The sequence below is a fragment of the Solwaraspora sp. WMMA2080 genome (assembly GCF_027497395.1).
GTDB lineage: Bacteria > Actinomycetota > Actinomycetes > Mycobacteriales > Micromonosporaceae > Micromonospora_E.
The window spans coordinates 4,210,346-4,229,040 of record NZ_CP114910.1 but is presented as its reverse complement, the minus strand read 5'-3'; the positions used below and the strand labels follow the sequence as shown (position 1 = coordinate 4,229,040).

The 18,695-nt window shown below is 69.8% G+C and carries 24 protein-coding genes and 1 tRNA gene; 15 read left to right on the top strand and 10 right to left on the bottom strand.

Annotated elements, in window-relative coordinates; all coding sequences use genetic code 11:
• Positions 1–232: 232 nt before the first annotated feature.
• Positions 233–940, top strand: a complete 708-nt coding sequence (locus O7543_RS19175) for a glycosyltransferase family 2 protein (protein WP_281552575.1) — start codon at positions 233–235, stop codon at positions 938–940.
• 58 nt (positions 941–998) lie between these two features.
• On the opposite strand, the gene O7543_RS19170 is transcribed toward O7543_RS19175, so the two are convergent.
• Positions 999–1,895, bottom strand: a complete 897-nt coding sequence (locus O7543_RS19170) for a transketolase (RefSeq protein WP_281552576.1) — start codon at positions 1,893–1,895, stop codon at positions 999–1,001.
• The gene (locus O7543_RS19165; protein WP_281552577.1) at positions 1,888–2,739 is read right to left on the bottom strand and encodes a transketolase; all 852 of its coding nucleotides are present in this window, start codon (positions 2,737–2,739) and stop codon (positions 1,888–1,890) included. Before O7543_RS19165 ends, O7543_RS19170 begins: the two co-directional genes overlap by 8 nt.
• 47 nt (positions 2,740–2,786) lie before the next feature.
• Between O7543_RS19165 and soxR the strand changes: the two genes are divergently transcribed.
• Positions 2,787–3,227, top strand: a complete 441-nt coding sequence (soxR, locus tag O7543_RS19160) for a redox-sensitive transcriptional activator SoxR (RefSeq protein ID WP_281552578.1) — start codon at positions 2,787–2,789, stop codon at positions 3,225–3,227.
• A 20-nt stretch (positions 3,228–3,247) separates the two neighbouring features.
• On the opposite strand, the gene O7543_RS19155 is transcribed toward soxR, so the two are convergent.
• A complete protein-coding gene (locus tag O7543_RS19155; RefSeq protein WP_281552579.1) occupies positions 3,248–4,237 on the bottom strand; it encodes an NAD(P)H-quinone oxidoreductase in 990 nt (329 codons plus the stop codon).
• A gap of 173 nt (positions 4,238–4,410) precedes the next feature.
• On the opposite strand from O7543_RS19155, the gene O7543_RS19150 reads away from it, so the two are divergent.
• Positions 4,411–4,497 (top strand) — tRNA-Ser (locus O7543_RS19150).
• A 107-nt stretch (positions 4,498–4,604) separates the two neighbouring features.
• On the opposite strand, the gene O7543_RS19145 is transcribed toward O7543_RS19150, so the two are convergent.
• Positions 4,605–5,096 (bottom strand): MarR family transcriptional regulator, encoded by a 492-nt coding sequence (locus O7543_RS19145; RefSeq protein WP_281552580.1) that lies wholly within the window; start codon positions 5,094–5,096, stop codon positions 4,605–4,607.
• A 122-nt stretch (positions 5,097–5,218) separates the two neighbouring features.
• On the opposite strand from O7543_RS19145, the gene O7543_RS19140 reads away from it, so the two are divergent.
• Both O7543_RS19140 and O7543_RS19135 read left to right on the top strand, forming a co-directional pair.
• The gene (locus tag O7543_RS19140) at positions 5,219–5,866 is read left to right on the top strand and encodes an NAD(P)H-dependent oxidoreductase (protein ID WP_281552581.1); all 648 of its coding nucleotides are present in this window, start codon (positions 5,219–5,221) and stop codon (positions 5,864–5,866) included.
• Between the two features lie 193 nt (positions 5,867–6,059).
• Positions 6,060–6,821: a G5 domain-containing protein gene (locus O7543_RS19135; RefSeq protein ID WP_281552582.1), complete on the top strand. Its 762-nt coding sequence runs from the start codon at positions 6,060–6,062 to the stop codon at positions 6,819–6,821.
• Positions 6,822–6,836: 15 nt separating this feature from the next.
• Here the strand turns inward: O7543_RS19135 and O7543_RS19130 are convergent, their stop codons facing one another.
• The 3 genes from O7543_RS19130 to cutA form a co-directional block, all read right to left on the bottom strand.
• Complete coding sequence (locus O7543_RS19130; protein WP_281552583.1) at positions 6,837–7,178, bottom strand: hypothetical protein; 342 nt, start codon at positions 7,176–7,178, stop codon at positions 6,837–6,839.
• A 99-nt stretch (positions 7,179–7,277) separates the two neighbouring features.
• Entirely contained in the window at positions 7,278–8,024 is a 747-nt protein-coding gene (locus O7543_RS19125) for a VOC family protein (protein ID WP_281552584.1), read from the bottom strand.
• 240 nt (positions 8,025–8,264) lie between these two features.
• Positions 8,265–8,600 (bottom strand): divalent-cation tolerance protein CutA, encoded by a 336-nt coding sequence (gene cutA / locus O7543_RS19120; RefSeq protein ID WP_281552585.1) that lies wholly within the window; start codon positions 8,598–8,600, stop codon positions 8,265–8,267.
• A gap of 138 nt (positions 8,601–8,738) precedes the next feature.
• Between cutA and O7543_RS19115 the strand changes: the two genes are divergently transcribed.
• Positions 8,739–9,989 (top strand): helix-turn-helix transcriptional regulator, encoded by a 1,251-nt coding sequence (locus O7543_RS19115; protein ID WP_281552586.1) that lies wholly within the window; start codon positions 8,739–8,741, stop codon positions 9,987–9,989.
• Between the two features lie 207 nt (positions 9,990–10,196).
• Here O7543_RS19115 and O7543_RS19110 read toward each other — a convergent pair whose 3' ends face one another.
• Positions 10,197–10,391, bottom strand: coding sequence for an AlpA family phage regulatory protein (locus tag O7543_RS19110; RefSeq protein WP_123604313.1), 195 nt, complete (start codon positions 10,389–10,391; stop codon positions 10,197–10,199).
• Between the two features lie 155 nt (positions 10,392–10,546).
• Between O7543_RS19110 and O7543_RS19105 the strand changes: the two genes are divergently transcribed.
• Genes O7543_RS19105 through O7543_RS19090 form a run of 4 tightly spaced genes read left to right on the top strand, consistent with a single transcriptional unit; the run spans position 10,547 to position 11,444 of the window.
• Positions 10,547–10,786, top strand: coding sequence for a hypothetical protein (locus tag O7543_RS19105; protein WP_281552587.1), 240 nt, complete (start codon positions 10,547–10,549; stop codon positions 10,784–10,786).
• Positions 10,783–11,019 carry a hypothetical protein gene (locus tag O7543_RS19100; RefSeq protein WP_281552588.1) on the top strand — a complete coding sequence of 79 codons (237 nt, stop codon included), beginning with the start codon at positions 10,783–10,785 and terminating at the stop codon, positions 11,017–11,019. The genes O7543_RS19105 and O7543_RS19100 overlap by 4 nt, the downstream gene beginning before the upstream one ends.
• A gap of 37 nt (positions 11,020–11,056) precedes the next feature.
• Positions 11,057–11,194, top strand: a complete 138-nt coding sequence (locus O7543_RS19095) for a hypothetical protein (protein ID WP_281552589.1) — start codon at positions 11,057–11,059, stop codon at positions 11,192–11,194.
• Entirely contained in the window at positions 11,184–11,444 is a 261-nt protein-coding gene (locus O7543_RS19090; RefSeq protein WP_281552590.1) for a hypothetical protein, read from the top strand. Before O7543_RS19095 ends, O7543_RS19090 begins: the two co-directional genes overlap by 11 nt.
• 29 nt (positions 11,445–11,473) lie before the next feature.
• On the opposite strand, the gene O7543_RS19085 is transcribed toward O7543_RS19090, so the two are convergent.
• Positions 11,474–11,857, bottom strand: a complete 384-nt coding sequence (locus tag O7543_RS19085) for a hypothetical protein (RefSeq protein WP_281552591.1) — start codon at positions 11,855–11,857, stop codon at positions 11,474–11,476.
• A gap of 4 nt (positions 11,858–11,861) precedes the next feature.
• Between O7543_RS19085 and O7543_RS19080 the strand changes: the two genes are divergently transcribed.
• The 4 genes from O7543_RS19080 to O7543_RS19065 all read left to right on the top strand — a co-directional run bounded on the left by O7543_RS19080 (position 11,862) and on the right by O7543_RS19065 (position 15,940).
• Positions 11,862–12,182: a hypothetical protein gene (locus O7543_RS19080; protein ID WP_281552592.1), complete on the top strand. Its 321-nt coding sequence runs from the start codon at positions 11,862–11,864 to the stop codon at positions 12,180–12,182.
• 257 nt (positions 12,183–12,439) lie between these two features.
• On the top strand, positions 12,440–13,066 hold the full coding sequence (locus O7543_RS19075; protein WP_281552593.1) for a TetR/AcrR family transcriptional regulator: 627 nt from the start codon (positions 12,440–12,442) through the stop codon (positions 13,064–13,066).
• Positions 13,067–13,108: 42 nt separating this feature from the next.
• Positions 13,109–15,331: an MMPL family transporter gene (locus O7543_RS19070; protein WP_281552594.1), complete on the top strand. Its 2,223-nt coding sequence runs from the start codon at positions 13,109–13,111 to the stop codon at positions 15,329–15,331.
• Positions 15,332–15,397: 66 nt separating this feature from the next.
• Complete coding sequence (locus O7543_RS19065; RefSeq protein ID WP_281552595.1) at positions 15,398–15,940, top strand: YbhB/YbcL family Raf kinase inhibitor-like protein; 543 nt, start codon at positions 15,398–15,400, stop codon at positions 15,938–15,940.
• A gap of 58 nt (positions 15,941–15,998) precedes the next feature.
• Here O7543_RS19065 and O7543_RS19060 read toward each other — a convergent pair whose 3' ends face one another.
• Positions 15,999–16,790: a hypothetical protein gene (locus O7543_RS19060; RefSeq protein ID WP_281552596.1), complete on the bottom strand. Its 792-nt coding sequence runs from the start codon at positions 16,788–16,790 to the stop codon at positions 15,999–16,001.
• Positions 16,791–17,144: 354 nt separating this feature from the next.
• Here O7543_RS19060 and O7543_RS19055 point away from each other — a divergent pair, with 354 nt between their 5' ends.
• On the top strand, positions 17,145–18,692 hold the full coding sequence (locus O7543_RS19055) for a peptide deformylase (RefSeq protein WP_281552597.1): 1,548 nt from the start codon (positions 17,145–17,147) through the stop codon (positions 18,690–18,692).
• The last annotated feature ends 3 nt before the right edge of the window (positions 18,693–18,695 follow it).

The following is an 18,695-nucleotide window of genomic DNA, read 5'->3' as shown; positions in this document are numbered from 1 at the left end:
CGGCACCGAGGCATTTCGGGCAGATCGGCGGCCGCCGTCGCCTTGGCCCCGGCAGATCATCTCTCTCGCCCATGGGGCGAGATTACCGCCCACCATTACTCCGAGTGGAGGTCGACCGCCGCCGAAAATCTCCCGGGCGACCTGGAGGCGCACCTGCGGCTCGCCGGGCCCGTCCGCCCGACGGGTTGGGCTAGTCTGGGTCCACTGCCACCGTACGCATTCGGAGACCACCGTGAAGCTCTCGATCCTCATGCCGGTCTACAACGAGGAGGCGCGGGTCGGCGATGCCCTCAAACAGGCGCTCGCTGTCGACTATCCGTGCGAGATCGAGTTCCTGGTCGTCGACGACGGCAGCCGCGACGGCACCGGTGCGATCCTGGAGAGCGTCGACGACGCACGGCTGCGGGTGATCACCCATCCCCGTAACGCCGGCAAGGGCGCGGCGATCAAGACCGCGGTGGATTCCGCCGAGGGTGACTACATGGTGATCCTCGACGCAGACCTGGAGTACGACCCGCAGGACATCCCGAAGCTGCTCGAGCCGGTGCTGGACGGTCGGGCCACGGTGGTCTACGGCAACCGGACCTTTGGCAGTCACAGCGCCTACAGCTTCTGGTACGTGATGGGCAACAAGGCCGTGACCACGGCGGCGAACGTGATGTTCAACTCCTACATCGGCGACCTGGAGACCTGCTTCAAGCTGCTGCCGCTGTCGTTGTACCGCTCACTCGACGTGCGCTCGCGCGGGTTCGGCATGGAGGCGGAGGTCACCGGCAAGCTGCTGCGTCGCCGGATCCGCCCGTACGAGGTACCGATCTCCTACCGGGCCCGGGGCCGGGAAGAAGGCAAGAAGATCACCTGGAAGGACGGGGTCGAGGCAATGTGGATCCTGGGTCGGGAGCGGACCAGGCGCCAGGGGCGTGCCGTCCCCGGCGCCTGAGCCCCGCCGTCTCCCGCCCGGCTGCCAACGAATCCGGTCAGCCGTTGACGGGTCCCGGTCAGCCGTTGACGAACCGGGTGACCGAGCGCCGCAGCCCGGCCGGATCCAGCCCGTGCCAGCGGTCGTGGTCCGCCGCACTGCCGTACCGATGCAGATCCTCCCGCCCGACGCCCAACGACAGCAGCCGGTGCGGCCGGCCCGCCAGCGCCGCGCCGACCAGGTGACTCGACGTCCCGGCCAGGTACGGCTCGACCAGCACCACCACCGGGTCGACATAGTCGACGAGCATCCGTAGGCCGGTGACGTCGAACGGGCGCGGCGTGTTCGTGTACGCCACCGTCACGTCCAACCCGGTGACCGCGTCCAGCGTCGCATCGAGCATCGGGCCGACCGCGACGACCACCGGGGCTCCCCCGCTGCCCCGACGCACCGTCACCAGTCGACCCGACACCCCGTCACCGTGCGGGCTGCCGTTGCCCCGAGCGGCCAGCCGCAGGTAAACGGCGTCGTCGTGACCGGCCGCCGCCCGCAGCAACGGCCCGACCTCGTCCGGGTGGCCCGGTACGTGCACCGTCCACGACCCGGCCGTGTCCAGCAGCGCCACGTCACCAGGGGACATGTGGGTGCGGCCCTCCGCCGCCGCGTCGTACGACCCGCCGATGCTGACCAGCACCGCGCCGACGCCCTGGTGGTCGAGGTCGAGCTTGATCTGCTCGTACGCCCGGTCGACCAGGAACGGCGCGTAGGAGTGGGCGATGGCGCGCAGCCCGGTCAACGCCAGCCCGCCGGCCACGCCGATCATCAACTGCTCGCGGATGCCGACGTTGAGCACCCGGTCGGGGTGCCGGCGGGCGGCCGGGGCGAACGCCTCGGCCGAGATGTCGGCCAGCACCAACGCGGTACGCGGATCGTCGTCCAGCAGGCCGGTGGTGGCGCGGGTGAAGGCGTCACGCATGGCCGTTCTCCTTGCTACCCGAGGTGGTGTACTCGCCCGGCTCCGACGCGGCGTACTTGGCCGGAGTCCGGGCGACCACCAGGTGCGGGTGTACCCCGTCGCGGCCGGTCAGCGCTGCGGTCAGCGCCTCGTGGTCGCGGCCGTCGACGATCGTCGTGGTCCAGCCGTTGACGCTGAACCGGCTGGCCAGCCCGCCGGGCCAGCCGTGGGTGGCCGAGTCGTTGTCGACGACGATCGCGGTCAGCTCGGCGAGCTGCCGGCTGCCGGCGTACGCGATCGCCTCGTGGTTCGACCCCTCGTCGAGCTCGGCGTCGCCGACCAGGACGTAGACCCGGGCTCCGCCGACCCGACCGGCCCGACCGACCCCGCCAGCCCCGCCGGCCCGATTGACCCCGCTGGCCTGGTCGGTCAGGCCCTGGGCGCGCAGACCGAGCAGCATGCCGACGCCGAGGCCGAGCCCGTGCCCGAGGGAGCCGGAGCCGATCTCCACCCCGGGCACCAGCAGCCGGTCCGGGTGGTGACCGAGCGGGCTGTCCGGCCCGGCCAGGTCGTCGAGCCAGGCGTCGGGGATGAACCCCTTAGCGGCGAGTACGGCGTAGTAGGCGGCCGGACCGTGCCCCTTGGAGAGCAGGAACCGGTCGCGGTCGGCGGCGTCGACGGTCTGCGGACTGATCCGCAGAATCCGGTCGTAGAGGACCCAGAGGACGTCCAACGTCGAGTTGGCGCTGGGCTCATGCTTCTCGTCGCCGGTGATCCGGCGCAGCAGCGGCGGAAGGGCCGCGTACCCGGTGTCGGTCGGCGGCTGATGCGGCGGCGCGACCGGGCTGGCTACGAAGGCTGGCATGCCCCTACCCTGCAAGTTGAAGTTGACTTCAACTCAAGGGTGGTGTGATGCAGCGGACACTGACCATCGGCGATCTGGCCGCCCGGTCCGGGGTGGCACCGTCGGCGCTGCGGTACTACGAGCGGATCGGGCTGATCCGAGCCGGTCGTACCGGCGGAAACCAACGCCGGTACGACCGCACCGAGCTGCGCCGGGTCGCGTTCATCCGGATCGCCCAGCAGATCGGGGTGCCGCTGGACGAGATCCGCCAGGCGCTGGACGAGCTGCCCGAGTCGCGTACCCCGACGAAGGCTGACTGGGCGCGGCTGTCCCAGCGCTGGCAGGCCCGGCTCGACGAACGGATCGCGCTGCTGACCCGGCTGCGCGACGACCTGACCGGGTGCATCGGCTGCGGCTGCCTGTCGCTGCGGTCGTGCACGCTGTACAACCCGGCCGACCGGCTGGCCGCCACCGGACCCGGTCCGCGCATCCTGCTCGATGGCGGCTAGCACTTGCCGCTCGAGGGCGGCTAGCGTTGCTCCGTCACCAGCAGCACCTTGCCCAGGTGGTCGCTGCTCTCGACGATCCGGTGCGCCTGCGCCGCCTGCGCCATCGGCATCCGGCGGTCGATGACCGGGCGGATCGCACCCGAGGCGACCAGCGGCCAGACCTGGTCGTGCACCCGGCGGACGATCTCCGCCTTTTCGGCGAGTGGCCGGGACCGCAGCGTGGTCGCGAAGATCGTGGCCCGCTTGGTCAGCAGCGCACCCAGGTTCAGCTCGGCGGTGCGGCCGCCCTGCAACCCGATGATCGTCAACCGGCCGCCGGTGGCCAGCGTCCGTACGTTGCGTTCCAGGTAGGCACCGCCGATGATGTCGAGGATCACGTCCACCCCGCCGTCACCGTCGCCGGTCAACTCGCGGGCGCGGGCGACGAAATCCTCCGTGGTGTAGTCGATCGTGTGGTGGGCGCCGAGCGCCCGCAGCTGTTCATGCTTGGCCGCGCGGGCGGTGGTCAGCACGGTCGCGCCGAGCGCCGCACCGAGCTGGATGGCGAAGGTGCCGATCCCGCTGCCGCCGCCGTGCACCAGCAGCGACTCGCCGGCCCGCAGCCCGGCCAGCTTGACCACGTTCGACCAGACGGTGCAGGCCACCTCGGGCAGCGCGGCGGCGTCGACCAGGCTCAGCCCGGCCGGCACCGGCAGCAGCTGCCCGGCGGGCACGGCGACCCGCTCGGCGTACCCGCCGCCGGCCAGCAGCGCGCACACCTGGTCGCCGACCTTGTGGTGGGAGACGTCCGCGCCGACCGCGCTGATCACCCCGGAGCATTCCAACCCGAGGTACGGCGACGCGCCCGGCGGCGGTGGGTAGTGTCCCTGCCGTTGCAGCAGGTCGGCCCGGTTGACGGCGGTTGCGGCGACGTCGACGATCACCTCGTCCGGGCACGGGGAGGGGTCGGGCACCTCGGCCCGGACCAGGGCGTCGGGTCCGCCGGGCTGCGGCACGGTGATCGCGTACATGGGATAAGTCTTACCGGGTCGGCCCGTGTGCCGCCTGGCGAACCCGGCTGGTGAATCCTGATGGCGCCCTCGGCTACCGCCGCGTTAACCTGCGGCGCGGAGTGCCGTCGGACGTCCGTGGCACACTAGGGCACAGTGACGCGGTGGCCGACCGTCCCCGGCCCGCCGCACCGGGAGGGCTCGCCTAGTGGCCGATGGCGCTGGTCTTGAAAACCGGTAAGGCAGCAATGTCTTCGTGGGTTCGAATCCCACGCCCTCCGCTCCGACAAGCAAGAACGCCCTCTGACAGAGCCAACTCCGGTCAGGGGGCGTCTTCGTGATGCGTGAACATCGCGACGAGTCATACACCAGGAACCTCATCCGGCGCTCATGAGGTATCTGGTGTATGACTCGCCGAGTCTCCGTGCGCGAGGTTGCGGGCGACGTGGCAGGCGATCTCGCGGAGTACGTCGATCTGGTGGTCGGTGAGGCCGTCGATGACGTACCGGCGGACGGCGGCGACGTGCCCGGGGGCGGCGGCAACGACCAACTCCCAGCCGGCGTCGGTGAGTACGGCAGTCGTGTAGCGGGGGTTGTCGGCGTCGGGCTCGCGCCGCAGCAGACCGCGTCGTTCCAGGCGTTTGACGACGTTCGACAGCCGGGACAGCGAGCTGGAGAGCTGACCGGCCAGGTCGCTCAGGCGCAGGGTGCGGCCGGGTGTCATGGACAGGACGCTGAGCGCGAAGTAGTCGAACAGCGTGAGGTCGTTGTCCCGCAGCAGCTGAGCATCGAGCGCGCTGGGCAGCTTGAACATGAGCTTAGCCAGGGCCAACCATGCTTCGCGCTCGCGGTCGGTCAGCCACTGGGGTTCGTCTGGCACAAGCCCAAGCGTACGTCTGCGGTTCACCGTTGAAGTGACGGATGTCTCAACCAGTTCAAGCTTGAACCAAAGCCAGCTACCGTCGAGCTTCAAGCTTGAACCTACGAGCATCTGGAGTAGTGGTGACCCTGTTCCGGCTGGACGCCAGCATCCGTACGCACGGTTCCGCAAGCCGCGAGATCGCCGACATCGTCGAGCAGGAGTGGCGCGCCGCCCACCCCGGCGACCCGGTGGTGGCCCGCCATGTCGGTGTCGACACTCTGCCCTCGACCGTCTGGGCGGCTGCGGTGACCGCCGGCATGACACCGGCCGAGGAGCAGACCGCCGAGCAGCGCGACGCCGTCGTTCTCGCCGCGACACTCGTGGACGAACTGATCACCGCCGACGCGATCCTGTTCGCCGTACCGCTCTACAACTACGGCGTCTCCCAGCACTTCAAGACGTACCTCGATGTGGTCCTGGCCGATCCACGGGCGACCGGGGTCCCGTTCCTCGCCGGAAAGCCGGTCGTGCTCGCCACGGTCCGTGGCGGCGCGTACGGACCGGGCACCCCACGGGAGGGCTGGGACCACTCCACGCCGTACCTGCGGCGGGTCATCGCCGACTGCTGGGGTGCTGAGCTCACCGTGGTGGAACGTGAGTTCACCCTGGTCGGGGTCAACCCCGCGCTGGACTCCTTTACAGACGAAGCGGCGCAGTTGCACGCCGGAGCGCTGCAGGCCGCCCGGGAGGCCGGTCGTGCCCTGGGCGCGCTGCCCGTCCCGGCCTGAACATGAAGGATGGCTGATTGTCCAACAGGCACCTTGCCGCTTCGGACATTCGCCGCCGCCGTTGGGTCCGAGCTGGACCGAGCCGGAGGTCTGACGAAGAAGGATGATCGGATACCTCCGATGGTCCTGGTCGCCGGAAACTGTCCCTCTTCGACTGCTGTGAGCCATCGATGCCGACCGGCACACTTCGCCGGTGACCTATCCAGCGCGCGACATCAACCAGCGTCCGTTGCCCACCACCGGTGCCGGGCGGCTCGGCCCCGGCCAGAAGGCAGCCGCCTACCTCGGCGTCGGTCTGGCGGTCTTCGTCCTGCTCTGCGGCGGCAGCTCGTTCCTGGCCAGCCTGGTCTCCTCGGAGCCGCAGGCCACCGGTGACAAGCTCACCGCGCTCAGCGGAAGTGGCGCTGACGGCGACCGGTCGGCACCGGCGACCTCCGCCGTGGCGGGCGGTTCGACCTCGGCCAGCCCGACCGCTTCGCCGACCGCCTCCCCGACCCCGAGCCCGAGCCCGTCCCCGACGGCCTCCGTCCCGAGCGTTGCGCAGCCGAAGGTGGAGACGAAGACGGTGACCGAGACGCGGGAGATTCCCTTCAAGGAGAAGCGTGTCGACGACCCCAATCTCGCCAAGGGCAAGACGAAGGTGAAGACCGCGGGTGTCACCGGCGTGAAGACGCTGACCTACCGGGTGACCTACACCGACGGGGTGCAGACCGCCAAGGAACTGATCAGTGAGAAGGTGACGAAGCAGCCGGTCACCAAGGTGGTGCTGGTCGGCACCAAGATCACCCAGCAGTGCCACCCCAGCTACACCGGCGCCTGCGTACCGTTCGCCAGCGATGTCGACTGTGCCGGCGGCAGCGGCAACGGTCCGGCGTACGTCAGCGGGCCGGTGCGGGTCGTCGGATCCGACGTCTACGGCCTGGACCGCGACGGCGACGGCGTCGCCTGCGAGTGATGCCGGGCGGACGGCCTACGGGATCACCCAGATCCGGGCCCACAGCCAGTAGACCAACGACACCAGCGCCATGATCGCGACGAAGGCCAGCGGCACCGCGATCAACGCGGTCAGGATCGGGAACCGGCGGTGCAGCCGTTGCCGCTGCTGCCAGCGCCACCAGGCCCGGCGGACCACAGGTCCGCCGGGCAGGCGCAGCGCGGCCAGTGCCGCCCGCCGCCGCCAGGTGACCCGGACCGGCTCCGGATCACGGATCCAAGCTGGCAGGGTGACCGGCTGCCGGCCACGCCGGGGCTGACCTACCTCGTCGGTACGCGGACCGGCAGCGTCGCTGCGGTCGCCGGACATGTCGGCCATGGCTTCCTCGCTGATCGAAGGGTGTTGGCGTCGGCGATGCCGAACCCATGGCCCGATGGTGACAGCGGTACGCCAGTCTGTCGTGATCATTCTTCCTGGTCAGGCCGCCCAGACGAGACAGAAGGGGTGGCCGGCGGGGTCGGCGTAGACGCGCCAGCCGGGGCCGGCACCGTCGAGTCGGGTGGCGCCGGTGGCGAGGGCGGCATGTTCGGCGGCATCTACGCCCTGGACCTGCACGTCGAGGTGGATCTGCTGCGGGTACGCCGGGTCCGGCCAGCGGGGCGCGGCGTACTGCTCGACCTGCTGAAACAGGACGGGCTGCGCACCCTGTTCGCCGATCATGGCGATACCGTCCCCCTCGTAGGTCACCGGTTTGCCGAGCAGTCCCGCGTAGAAGTGGCTCAACTCCTTGGCGTCGGGGCAGTCGAGCATGACGCCCGCCAGAGTGGTCTGCGGCTCGTCGGCTTTCAGACACAGGCAGAACGGGTGGCCGGCCGGGTCGGCGAGGGTGTGCCACCGTTCGTCGCGGCGCAGCAGGCTGGCACCGAGCTGCTGGGCGCGTTCCGCCGCCGCGTCGATGTCCGACACCTGGAAGTCGAGGTGGGCCTGCTGCGGCCGGTCCTGGCCGGGCCAGTCCGGCGGTACGTGGTCGACGGCCTGTTGCAGCCCGATCCGCCAACCGTCGTCGGTGACGAGGGTGATCCAGTCGTCGTCATCGTCACCGGTGGGGCGGCGTCGCCAGCCGGCGAGCTGTTCGTAGAAGGTGGCCAGGCGGTCGATGTCCGGCGCGTCGATCGCCACGGCCCGCAGTGAGCCGACCGCCTGCCGGTTCGGTTCGGTGGTCATTCCCCTGATCCTGCCGATCCCGGTGCCGACCCGCCACCGGAATTCGGCGTTGGTCGTTCTGCGCAAGCGAGCGCTGCGCGGGCATCCTGCGCGGCGGAGTATGGAGTAGCCATGCGCTGTGCTAGATCACGTACTCCGCGTGCGGGGTAGCGCGATCCCAGATGTCACGGAAGCAGCCGCGCCGGGAGGCGGACCACGGTCTCATGCACCGGTACCGGGCCGGTCACCTGAACCTTTACCTCAACTGCCTGACGGAGCGTCGCCTGTCGACGATCGAAGCCACTCAAGGCACGCTGCTGATCCTGCCACGATCGCGGTAGCGGTGATCTGCGGGTTTTGCCAGGGATGGTGTGCGAGTAGGTGGCGCTCCAGGGCTTCGTAGCGGGCTGCCGTGGTATTGAGTAACACCTGCCACTCTTCGCTCTCACCTTGACTGCCCAGGTGCCAAAAGACGCTGATCAAGGGGCCGATCACCTGTGCGTTCCCGGCCAGGCGAGCACCAACTGCCGATCGGGCGAGGGCCACAGCCGCCTCTCGCGTCTCGACTGCGGTCGACACCTGTAGATAGTCGCTCATGGTCTGAGGTTAGCGCCCACCCGACTTACTGAATCAGAGCAACAGTTGATCATCACCTCGCGGTACGGTTGCGGCGGCGGTCGATGCGGCGGTGCCGGATTCCGTACGGCCGGGGGCGCGGTTTCGGGAGGCGGCGCGATGAGTTCGACGGTGGGCGACAACGTAGGGCGGCTACGTCGACTCAGGGGACTCACTCAGGAGCAGTTGGCGGAGGCCGCCGGGCTCGCGGTCGAGACGATCCAGAAGCTGGAGCAGAACAAGCCGGGATCACCACGGATGTCGACCTTGCGGGCGATCGCCGCTGCGCTTGCCGTGCCGACATCCGTACTCGTCGGGCCGGCCGTCGCTGACCCGACGGCCGGGGCCGGGACCGATGGCGACGAGATCGCGGTTGACCTGCTACGGCGGGCGCTGACTCCGGCCCGTGGCTTGAGCGGCACGACTGTCGGTGATGTCTCGACAGATCCGCCGACCGTGCGAGAACTGCAGACGTCAATTGCCGAGATCGACCGGATCTACCATGGTGACGATTACGCCACCGCGCTCGCCCGGTTGCCGGTGCTGATCGGTGCAGCCCGCAGCCTTGTCGACGCGAGTGGCGGCGACCAGCGGACCGCTGGTGCGGGTCAGCTCGCTCAGGCGTACCAGATCGCCGGGACGACCTTGATCCAGCTCCGGCGTTTCGATCTTGCCTACCATGCGCTGAGTCTCGCGCTCGACGTCGCGGACGAGTCCGGCAACGAACTGGTCGCCGCGTCTGTTGTCACCACGATGTGCTGGCTGTTGCTCCGGCAGGGGCGGTTCGACGAGGCAGGGCGGTTGGCTGTCGCCACGGCGGACGCGGTGGAGCCACGCTTCTCCCGTACGAACCCGACCCGGTTGGCGGTCTGGGGCTGGCTCATGTTGCGCGGGTCGGCTGCCGCGATCCGCGATGGTCGCGCCGACGACGCCGGAGAAATGCTCGACGCCGCCGGTGCGGCGGCGGTCCGGATCGGCGAGCATCTTCCAGCAGACGTGGCTCTCCGCATGCCGGTGACCATGGGGGCCTTCTGCCCGGTGACCGTGGAGATGAAGCGGGTAGAGATGTCGGTCGTAGCGGGCGACCCGGTCACGGCGCTCGCGTTGGCGGAACGCGTACCGCCGGGGAACGGCCGGGCCACGTCGGACAACCGGAATCGTCACCAGCTCGACCGGGCCTGGGCCAACGCTGAGCGCGGCGACTTGGCCGAAGCGGCGCGCATCCTCTCCGGGCTCCGAGCGGAGTCACCGACCTGGTTGCGGCATCAGCGGTACGCCCGGGACATCGTCACCACGATCCTTACCCGTCGCCGTCGGCCGGTAAGTCAGGAACTGGCCGCGCTTGCTGACCTGCTGGGCGCAGGTTCCTGAGCGTCTTTCACAAATTGTGCCTGCGCCGCTGTGGGCAGCGAGCGAAGTCGTACGCCGCGTACCAGTTGCCGTCCGACCCATCAGCAAAGACGTACGCCTGATGCGTTCACTGCGTGTAGTCGGTGGATGAGTATCTAGTCAGGACAGCGCGAGAGCGGATCGGGCGGGCGGTGATTGTCGAGATGGTTGATGACCTGGTGATGCCGGTCAGTCTTCCTGCTGGGTCGGGCGGTGGGTGCGGATCCACTCGGCGACCTCGTCGCGGTCCCAGATCCGCATCCGGCCGGAGGCGACGAGTGCGACTGGTGCCGGGAAGCTCGCCCGGTTGGTGATCTCGGTGGCGCGGGTGCGCGATACGCCGCCGAGCATCTCGGCGACATCGGATAGCGCGACGACTCTCACGAGCTGAACGTAAGCACCAGCACCCCGTGAACCTTGACAGTTGCAAGGTTGCCTGTGGACGGTCATGGATGCTGTCCGGGCGAGTCATTAGCGGTGTAGCGCCGTGGGCTTGATCGATTAGGTAACACGAAAACGATCTTGAGAAGGAGAGAGCAGTGATCGTCGAGATGATTCGTGAACTGGTGGTGCGGTGGCAGGAGTGGCGGGACGGGCGGTCGGCGGCGTCGAAGCGCCTGGCCCGGCTCGACCGGGAGCGTGCGGCGGCCAGGCAGCGACGGTTGGACGGCAACCGTGGGCACCGCTGGTCGTCCGAGCCGACGATGCTCACTCCGACGCTGCGTCCGCTGATGACCTACGGCCAGATGGTCGGCTACCGCGTACCGGCAGGGTTGTGATCCTGGTGGACGACGGTGCTGGCGAGTCGGGTCCGAACGCCGACGCCGACGACGCCGGTGTCACCCGAGAGTGCGAAACCGATGAAGCGGCCGAGGTGGCTCTCACGCTGCGGTGGAGCTTCGAGGACCTGAAGGCCGAGCACGGTGAGGCCGGTGCCCGCCGGATCGTCGCCGAGATCCTTGCCCGGTGGCAGGCCAACGGCGGCGAGCCCGTGTCACTCGACGACGCGTGACTGCTTGGAATCATCATCTTTTGAAAGGGACGGAACGATGTGGGACATCGGGGCACTGTTGAGTGCGGCGCTGCTGGGCTTCTGCGCCGGGCTGTGGTCGTTCAAGGTGAAGTCGCGGTGGTGTCCGGACTGCGGGCGTACGACGTACCCGTTGGCGGATCGGCGTGGCGGGTAGTCGGCTGCTCCGTGCGCCCGAGCCGAGGCCGGGTGACGTGCTGGTCGTCGGTGGTGAGGCCAGCGTGCAGTTCGCTGGTGAGCGCAGACTGCGGTTCCGGGTCATCTCGGTGGACCCCAAGCCGACGTACGAGGGCTGGCTCTGGGTCACGGGTTACGTAATTGACAAATCCGGCGAAGCCGCCGAGCGGCGGGAGATATTCGTGCAACGTGACGGACTTTATCGTCTGCCCCGGCACGACGGGTCGTAACCCTGCCCGGCGGCCGAGTCGGACGGTGGTCAGGCGGCGCGGTTGTAGACCGTGATCGTCAGGTTGATCGAGCTGAAGACGGTGTATCCCATTCGGACGTCTTCGCGGTTGAACCGCACCGAGGCGAAGCGGTCCTCGTTGGTGATCGCGCAGGTGTACCTGGTCTCGGACAGGTCCTCGTCGAGTGTCAGTTGGTACTGCGCCGTCGCCTGCTGGCAGAGCTCCGGGCCGTCACCTGCGGCCTCCCGTAGCTCGGCGTTGTTGATCGCTTCGAGGCCGCTGATGCTGAACTGGAGATCGGCCCGGCCCGTCTCGTCAGAGCCCGTGACATCCCAGTCGGGAGCAAGCGAGTCGAGGTCGATCTCTGATGTCGCCGAGAGGGGGACGACGGTTTCTGCCCGGTGCACTGTCACCGATGTGCCGCCGGGCGCGGAATCCGGCCCGGCAGTGGTTGGCGACGAACCCGACGAACTGCTTCCGGTCGAGTCGGGTGCCGGCGCGCCGGCACCCGGTGCCGCGCCCGGCCGTACCGACCAACCGAAGACGCCGGCCCCGACCAGCGCCAACGCCAACGCACCGGTGAAACCAAGGCGAGGGCCGCCGGCCGTACGCCATCTGAAGGCGAGCGCGACCCCGCCGACGAGCAGGCTGCCCGCGATGAGCCGCAGCCCAGCGGTGGGATGCTCGGTGAAGAAGGACGCGACACCGGCGATCGAGCCGGCGACGGCTGCCGCCTGAATGAGTCGGTCGACCCAGTTGAAACACGCGGTCCTGCCGGCCCAGTGACCATCTCCCGTTGTCCTTGCTCCGGTGACTCTTAACGAACTCTCATCAAGTTCTCGTCAGGCTTCCACCCGCCTGGGGTGAGATTTGTCGGTCGAGATCGAAGCTGAGCAGGTCGTCTCTGTGAGCTGCTTCACCTTCTGACCGATCGGTCAGGGTTTCTGGGTTCGCTCCGGCATCCTTGGTCGCGGCAGGTGACCTGAGGAGAGGAGGTGGGCAAAGTGACACAGACCGGCCGGGGCGGCGCAGCGCGGCCCGAGCTACGCGAACAGATCCTCGACGTGGCCGCCCAGCGCTTCGCGGTGGTCGGCTTCCGGGGAGCCTCCCTTCAGGACATCGCCGCCGAGGTGGGCTGCGCCAAGGCGTCCCTGCTCTACCACTTCGACAGCAAGGACGCGATCCTCGCCGCCCTGATGAACCCGGCGGTCGCCAGCCTGGCCGAACTCGACCAGCAACTGGCCGGACTCGACGACGAGACCGCCCGCCGTACGGCGATCGACGGCTTCATCGAGCTGTGCCTGCGCTACCAGCGGCAGATCGCGGTGCTCTACGCCGAGATCCCGCAGATGCTGCACCAGCCCGCCTTCTGCGACCTGGAACAGATGATCGACCGGCTGCTCGACGCCCTCACCGGTCGGTCCGGGCGCCTGGAGGACCGGTTCGCCGCCCTGGTGGTGCTGGCCGGGGTCGCCGCCGCCAGCTCCAAGCATCTTGACCTCGACGCCGACCGGCTCCGCCCGCTGCTGGGCCAGGTGATCGACCGGACCCTCGGCGAACCGGGCCCGGCGCGTAACCGAGACCTGACGCCAGCTGAGGGCCCGAAGCCCGGCGCCAGCTGAAACCCGAAGTTCCGTAACGACCGACACGACAGAGGATGCCGCATGGCCACCCTGCTATACCGGCTCGGCCGGACCGCCTTTCGTAAACGACACCTGGTCGTTTCGATCTGGTTGATCGCCCTGGTCGGTCTCGGCGCCGCCGCGCTCGCCTTTCGCGGGCCGACCGCCAGCGACTTCAACATCCCCGGCACCGAATCCCAGGAGGCGCTGGAGCTGCTGCAGGAGCAGTTCCCGGAGGCCAGCGGGGCCGGCGGCACGATCGTGATCGCCGCGCCGGAGGGCGAGCAGCTCACCACCCCCGAAGGCCAGGCCGCCGTCCTGCAGGTGGTCGGGGAAGCCAACCAGATCCCCGGTGTGATCGCCGCGCTCGACCCGTTCCAGACCGGCAGCGTGTCACCCGACGGCCGGTTCGCCCTGGTCAACATCCAGTTCGCCGTGCCGAACGACGAGGTCAGCGACGAATCGCGCCAAGCGTACGAAGCGGTCGGTGGCCCGGCCCGCGACGCCGGCTTCCAGGTGGCCCACGGCGGCGAGGTGATGAGCACCGAGCCGCACGTCGGCTCCCAGGAGGCGATCGGCGTGGCGATCGCCCTGGTCGTCCTGATCATCACCTTCGGTTCGCTGGTCGCCGCCGGGATGACGATGCTGAACGCGCTGATCGGCGTCGGCGCCGGCATGGCCGGCCTGTTCGTGCTGAGCGGCGTCATCAACCTCACCTCCACCGCCCCGGTGCTGGCGCTGATGCTCGGTTTGGCCGTCGGCATCGACTACTCGCTGTTCATCACCTCCCGGCACCGGCAGCACCTGCTCGAAGGCCTGGAACCGGAGGAGGCGGCCGCCCGCGCCGTCGCCACCGCCGGCTCCGCGGTGGTGTTCGCCGGCGCCACCGTGGTCATCGCCCTCGCCGGGCTCTCCGTCGTCGGCATCCCGTTCCTCACCGTGATGGGTCTGGCCGCCGCCGGCACGGTCAGCGTCGCCGTCCTGGTCGCGATCACCCTGCAGCCGGCGCTGCTCGGCTACGCCGGCCGCCGGGTGCTGCCGCGCGGCAAGCGGGCAGTCGGCCCGGCCGAGGCACCGACCAGCCAGGAGAACCAGGACTCCTTCGGATTCCGCTGGGCCCGACTGATGGTGAAGCTGCGGATCCCGGTGATCGTGCTCGGCGTGGCCGGGCTCGGTGCCCTGGCGATCCCCGCCGCCGACATGCGGATCGCCCTGCCCGACGCCAGCACCGCGCCGCTGGGCAGCAGCGCACGAACCGCGTACGACCTGACCACCGAAGGATTCGGGCCCGGCTTCAACGGCCGGCTGATCATGGTGGTCTCCGGTGACTCGGCGGAGGCCACCACCACCGCCGCCGGTCAGATCACCGGTACGGTGCAGGCCCTCGACGGCGTACTGGTGGTCGCACCGCCGCAGCCCAGCCAGGACGGGCAGACCGCGATCCTGGCGGTCATCCCGGCGACCGGCCCCACCGAGGCCGCGACCGAGGAGCTCGTCGAGCGGATCCGTGTGGAGATTGCCGAACTCGGGTTGGCCCCGGACGACGACGGCACCGCAGCGGTGGCGTTGACCGGTGTCACCGCCGTCGGCATCGACGTCTCCGACAAGCTCGCCGACGCACTGCCCGTCTACCTGCTGCTGGTCGTCGGGCTGTCGATCCTGCTGCTGATGCTGGTGTTCCGGTCGATCCTGGTGCCGGTGAAGGCCGCCGCCGGGTTCCTGCTGACTGTCGGCGCGACGTTCGGCATCACCGTCGCGGTCTTCCAGTGGGGCTGGCTCGCCGATCTGGTCGGCCTGGACACCCCGGGCCCGCTGGTCAGCTTCCTGCCGATCCTGCTGATCGGCATCCTGTTCGGCCTGGCCATGGACTACGAGGTGTTCCTGGTGTCCCGGATGCGGGAGGACTTCGTCCACGGTGACACCGCCGTGCAGGCCACCATCAACGGGATGGGGCACGGTGCCCGGGTGGTCACCGCTGCCGCACTGATCATGAGCGCGGTCTTCGGCGGCTTCATCCTGGTCGACGACCCGGTGATCAAATCGATGGGCTTCGCGCTGGCGATCGGCGTGCTGATCGACGCGTTCGTGGTGCGGATGACCATCGTCCCGGCGGTGATGTCGCTGCTCGGCCGCGCCGCCTGGTGGCTGCCGGGCTTCCTCAGCCGGATCATGCCCAACGTGGACATCGAAGGCGAGCAGCTGCGGGCCAGGCTGGCCGCGCAGCGCGGCGCCGAGCTGGTCGGCAGTGGAGCCGACCTGTCCTGACCCGATTTCACCCGGCATCGGTGCGCTGGGCTGCGTACCGGTGCCGGGTGCGGCAGGATGCCAGGCATGAACCTGGACCGACCGATCGCACCTGATCCGTACGACCTGCTTCCGCCGGTCGACTCGTTCGCGTTGACCAGCACCGACCTCTCCGAGGGCGGGCCGCTGCCGACGGCGCACGTCTTCACCGGAGCCGGCGGTGCGAACCTCTCCCCGCAACTGTCCTGGTCGGGCTTTCCGGCATCGACCAAGGGGTTCGTGGTGACCTGCTTCGACCCGGACGCGCCGACCGGTTGCGGGTTCTGGCACTGGCTGCTGGTCAACCTGCCGGCGTCGGTGACCGAGCTGGCGCAGGGTGCCGGCGGTGACCCGGAGAAGGCGGCGCCGGGCGCGTTCGGCGTACGAAACGACTTCGGTAACGCCGGGTACGACGGCGCCGCACCGCCGGCCGGTGACCGGCCGCACCGGTACATCTTCGCGGTGCACGCCCTCGACGTCGAACGGCTCGACCTCGGCCCGACGGCGACCCCGGCGTACGTCGGCTTCAACCTGGCCTTCCACACCCTCGCCCGGGCGAGGCTGACGGCCACCTACCAGCAGCCGGCCTGACCACCCAGCAGTTGGCCGCTATCCGCGTGGCCGGGCCGACCGGCCGCGCGGCGCGCGGTCACGGGCGGATGCAGCAGCCGGGGCAGATTTTCGGGTCGGGCAGGGTGAACGCCAGGCAGCAGGTCCGTCGCTGCACGGTGACCGCCCCGTCCTCGCCGGGCACCAGCTCGATCAGGTCGCCGATGTCGAGCGCGTCGAGCAGCGTGCCGATCGTCTCGGCGGACGAGCCGGGCAGCGCGTCGGCCGCCTGCAGCACCGCGTAGGCGATGCCGGAGGAGAGGGAGCCGAGCAGCGTCCGCGGGCCGAGCTTCACCCGGCTGTGGATCTCGTCCAGCAGCGGGCTCATGTGCTGGTCGAGCAGGGAGATCCGCAGTACGCGGAGCAGCTCGGCCTCGTCGGCCACGACCAGCACCTCGGGCAGCCCGGCCGCCGCGATCGGGTCGTGCGGCAGCACCGCCACCGGGATCCCGGGGCGCAGGCCGACGTCGACCAGCGGTCCGTCGTCGTCCATCCGCAGCAGTACGTCGTCGGCGCGCATCAGCGGCACCCGGCGGGCCGACGCCCAGCCGAGCGCGACCGGCAGCGCCACCCAGTAGCTGTACGCCTTCCAGGCGAGGGCGGCGGCGGCGTGCCGCTTCGCCTGCCAGCGCCGGGCGGCCGAGTCGAGCAGCCGGGGCAGGTGGCCGCCGTGGATCAGCTCGGTGGCGGGCAGCCAGCCGGTCTGGTCGTCGACGAGCAGACCGGCGTGCAGGCCGGGCAGGTCGTCGGTGCCGAACGCGGTGCGCAGCGTGGCGGTGATCGGGGCCAGCGGAGCGGCGGCGCGGGCCCGGGGGTCGATGACGGCGGTCACGATGAGCAACCATCGGTCGGCGCGGTGGCAACCGGGCAGGTAACGGTGGCAACCGAGAAGGAGGTGGCGTTCCCGTGATCAACCGGGTCGCACGTGCCTCGCCTCAACGTTCTCACCTTTCGATCCTTCCGCCAGCTGCCGATGGTTCACCCTAGCTTGCTAAGGCTAGGCTAACCAGAGTATCGGCGAAACTTCCAGCCGGGGTGATGACACTCCGTGGCGGTGGGTGATGGGCGAATTTCGCAGAGTGCTCTGATCCGTGCTGTCAAGTGCTCTGTCGGCAACGCGCCAAATCCGACCGGGTGTCCGAGTCGGAAAGCAGACTGTGGATCCGGCCTGAGGGGACGCCTTGCGATGACCAGCTCGCCCATCGACCGCGCCGCCGACACGTTCGCGGCCGAGCTCGCCCAGTGGCGCCTGGACCGGGCAATGACCAAGAAGCAGTTGGCCGCCCGGATGGGCTTCGATCCGTCGTACATCAGCCACGTCGAAGGCCGCCGGCACCGCCCCACCGAGGACTTCGCCCGCCGGGCCGAAGCGGTGCTCGGCGCCGGCGGTGCGATCTGGCAGCGCTACCAGGAGTACGACGAACTGCGGCACAGCCGTACCAGCACCCCGCCGCGCGACCCGCCGGTGCCCGAACAGTGGATGCCACCCGGCACCGGCCTCATCGTCGAGCAGGAGGTGGCCACCCTCGCCTACCGGGACGGCTACTACCACTGCACGATCCGGCGGGCCCTCTACAACGCCGGCACCGAACCGGTCACCCGCTACCTGGTCCGGGTCGCCGTCGACCGGTACCCCGACGATCCGGACCGGTCCAACCGGCACCACCGGGAACACCCGCTCACCTTCGTCGAGCTGGACCTGCACGCCTTCTGCGGCACCCCCGGGCACCAGGAGCCGATGCAGTGGCGCAAGAAGCACGACCGGGACGCCTTCAAAGAGGTCTGGCTGCTCTTCGAGAACTCCGACGGCCGGTTCCCGCTGTACCCGGGGCAGCGCACCAGCATCGAGTACACCTACCGGGTCGGCCAGGAGAAGTGGGGACAGTGGTTCCAACGTGCCGTCCGGCTGCCCACCCGGCAGCTCACCGTACGACTGGATTTCCCGGAAGCGCTCGACCCCCAGGTCTGGGGGGTCGAGACGTCCCTGTCTGCGGAGGACGCCCCGCTGCGAACGCCGGTGCGCCGGCAGCGGGTGAACGGCCGGTCGGTGCTGGAGTGGTCGACCGACGCGCCGCTGCTCAACGCCCGGTACCGGCTGGAGTGGCGGTTCCGGTCCGTGCCGCCGACCCACACGGGCGGTCAGGCCGGGTCACCGGCCGGGACCGAGACGCGGCCGGAGCAGCGGGCCAGCGAACGGATGCGGGCCATCGGGATCGTGCAGCGCGGCGCCGAAATGCTCCGACAGCAGGTGCAGCCGTTCGAACTACCGGCCGACGAGGCGGTGGCGTTGGACACCGTCGCCCGGCTGCGGGCCATGCTGGCCCGACTCGACGAGCTGCACCCGTTCGGCAAGGGGGTGGGCCTGGCCGCGCCGCAGATCGGGTTGCCCTGGGCGGCGGCCCTGGTCCGGCCCCCGGAGCCGGGAGCCGAGCCGCTGACGCTGCTCAACCCGCGGGTTGTCGACGTTGCGGTGGAGACCGATGACCAGTACGAGGGCTGCCTGTCCTACTTCGACGTGCGTGGGCTGGTGCCGCGTCCGCTGCGGATCGACGTCGAACACTCCCGGTTCGACGGCGGCCGGGTGATCACGTCCTTCGACCGGGCGATGGCCCGGCTGGTCGCGCACGAGATCGACCACCTGGAGGGCCGGCTGTACGTCGATCGGATGGCACCGGGGACCAGCCTGGTGCCGGTCGAGGAGTACCGGGACAGCGGCCGGCCCTGGGTGTACTGACCG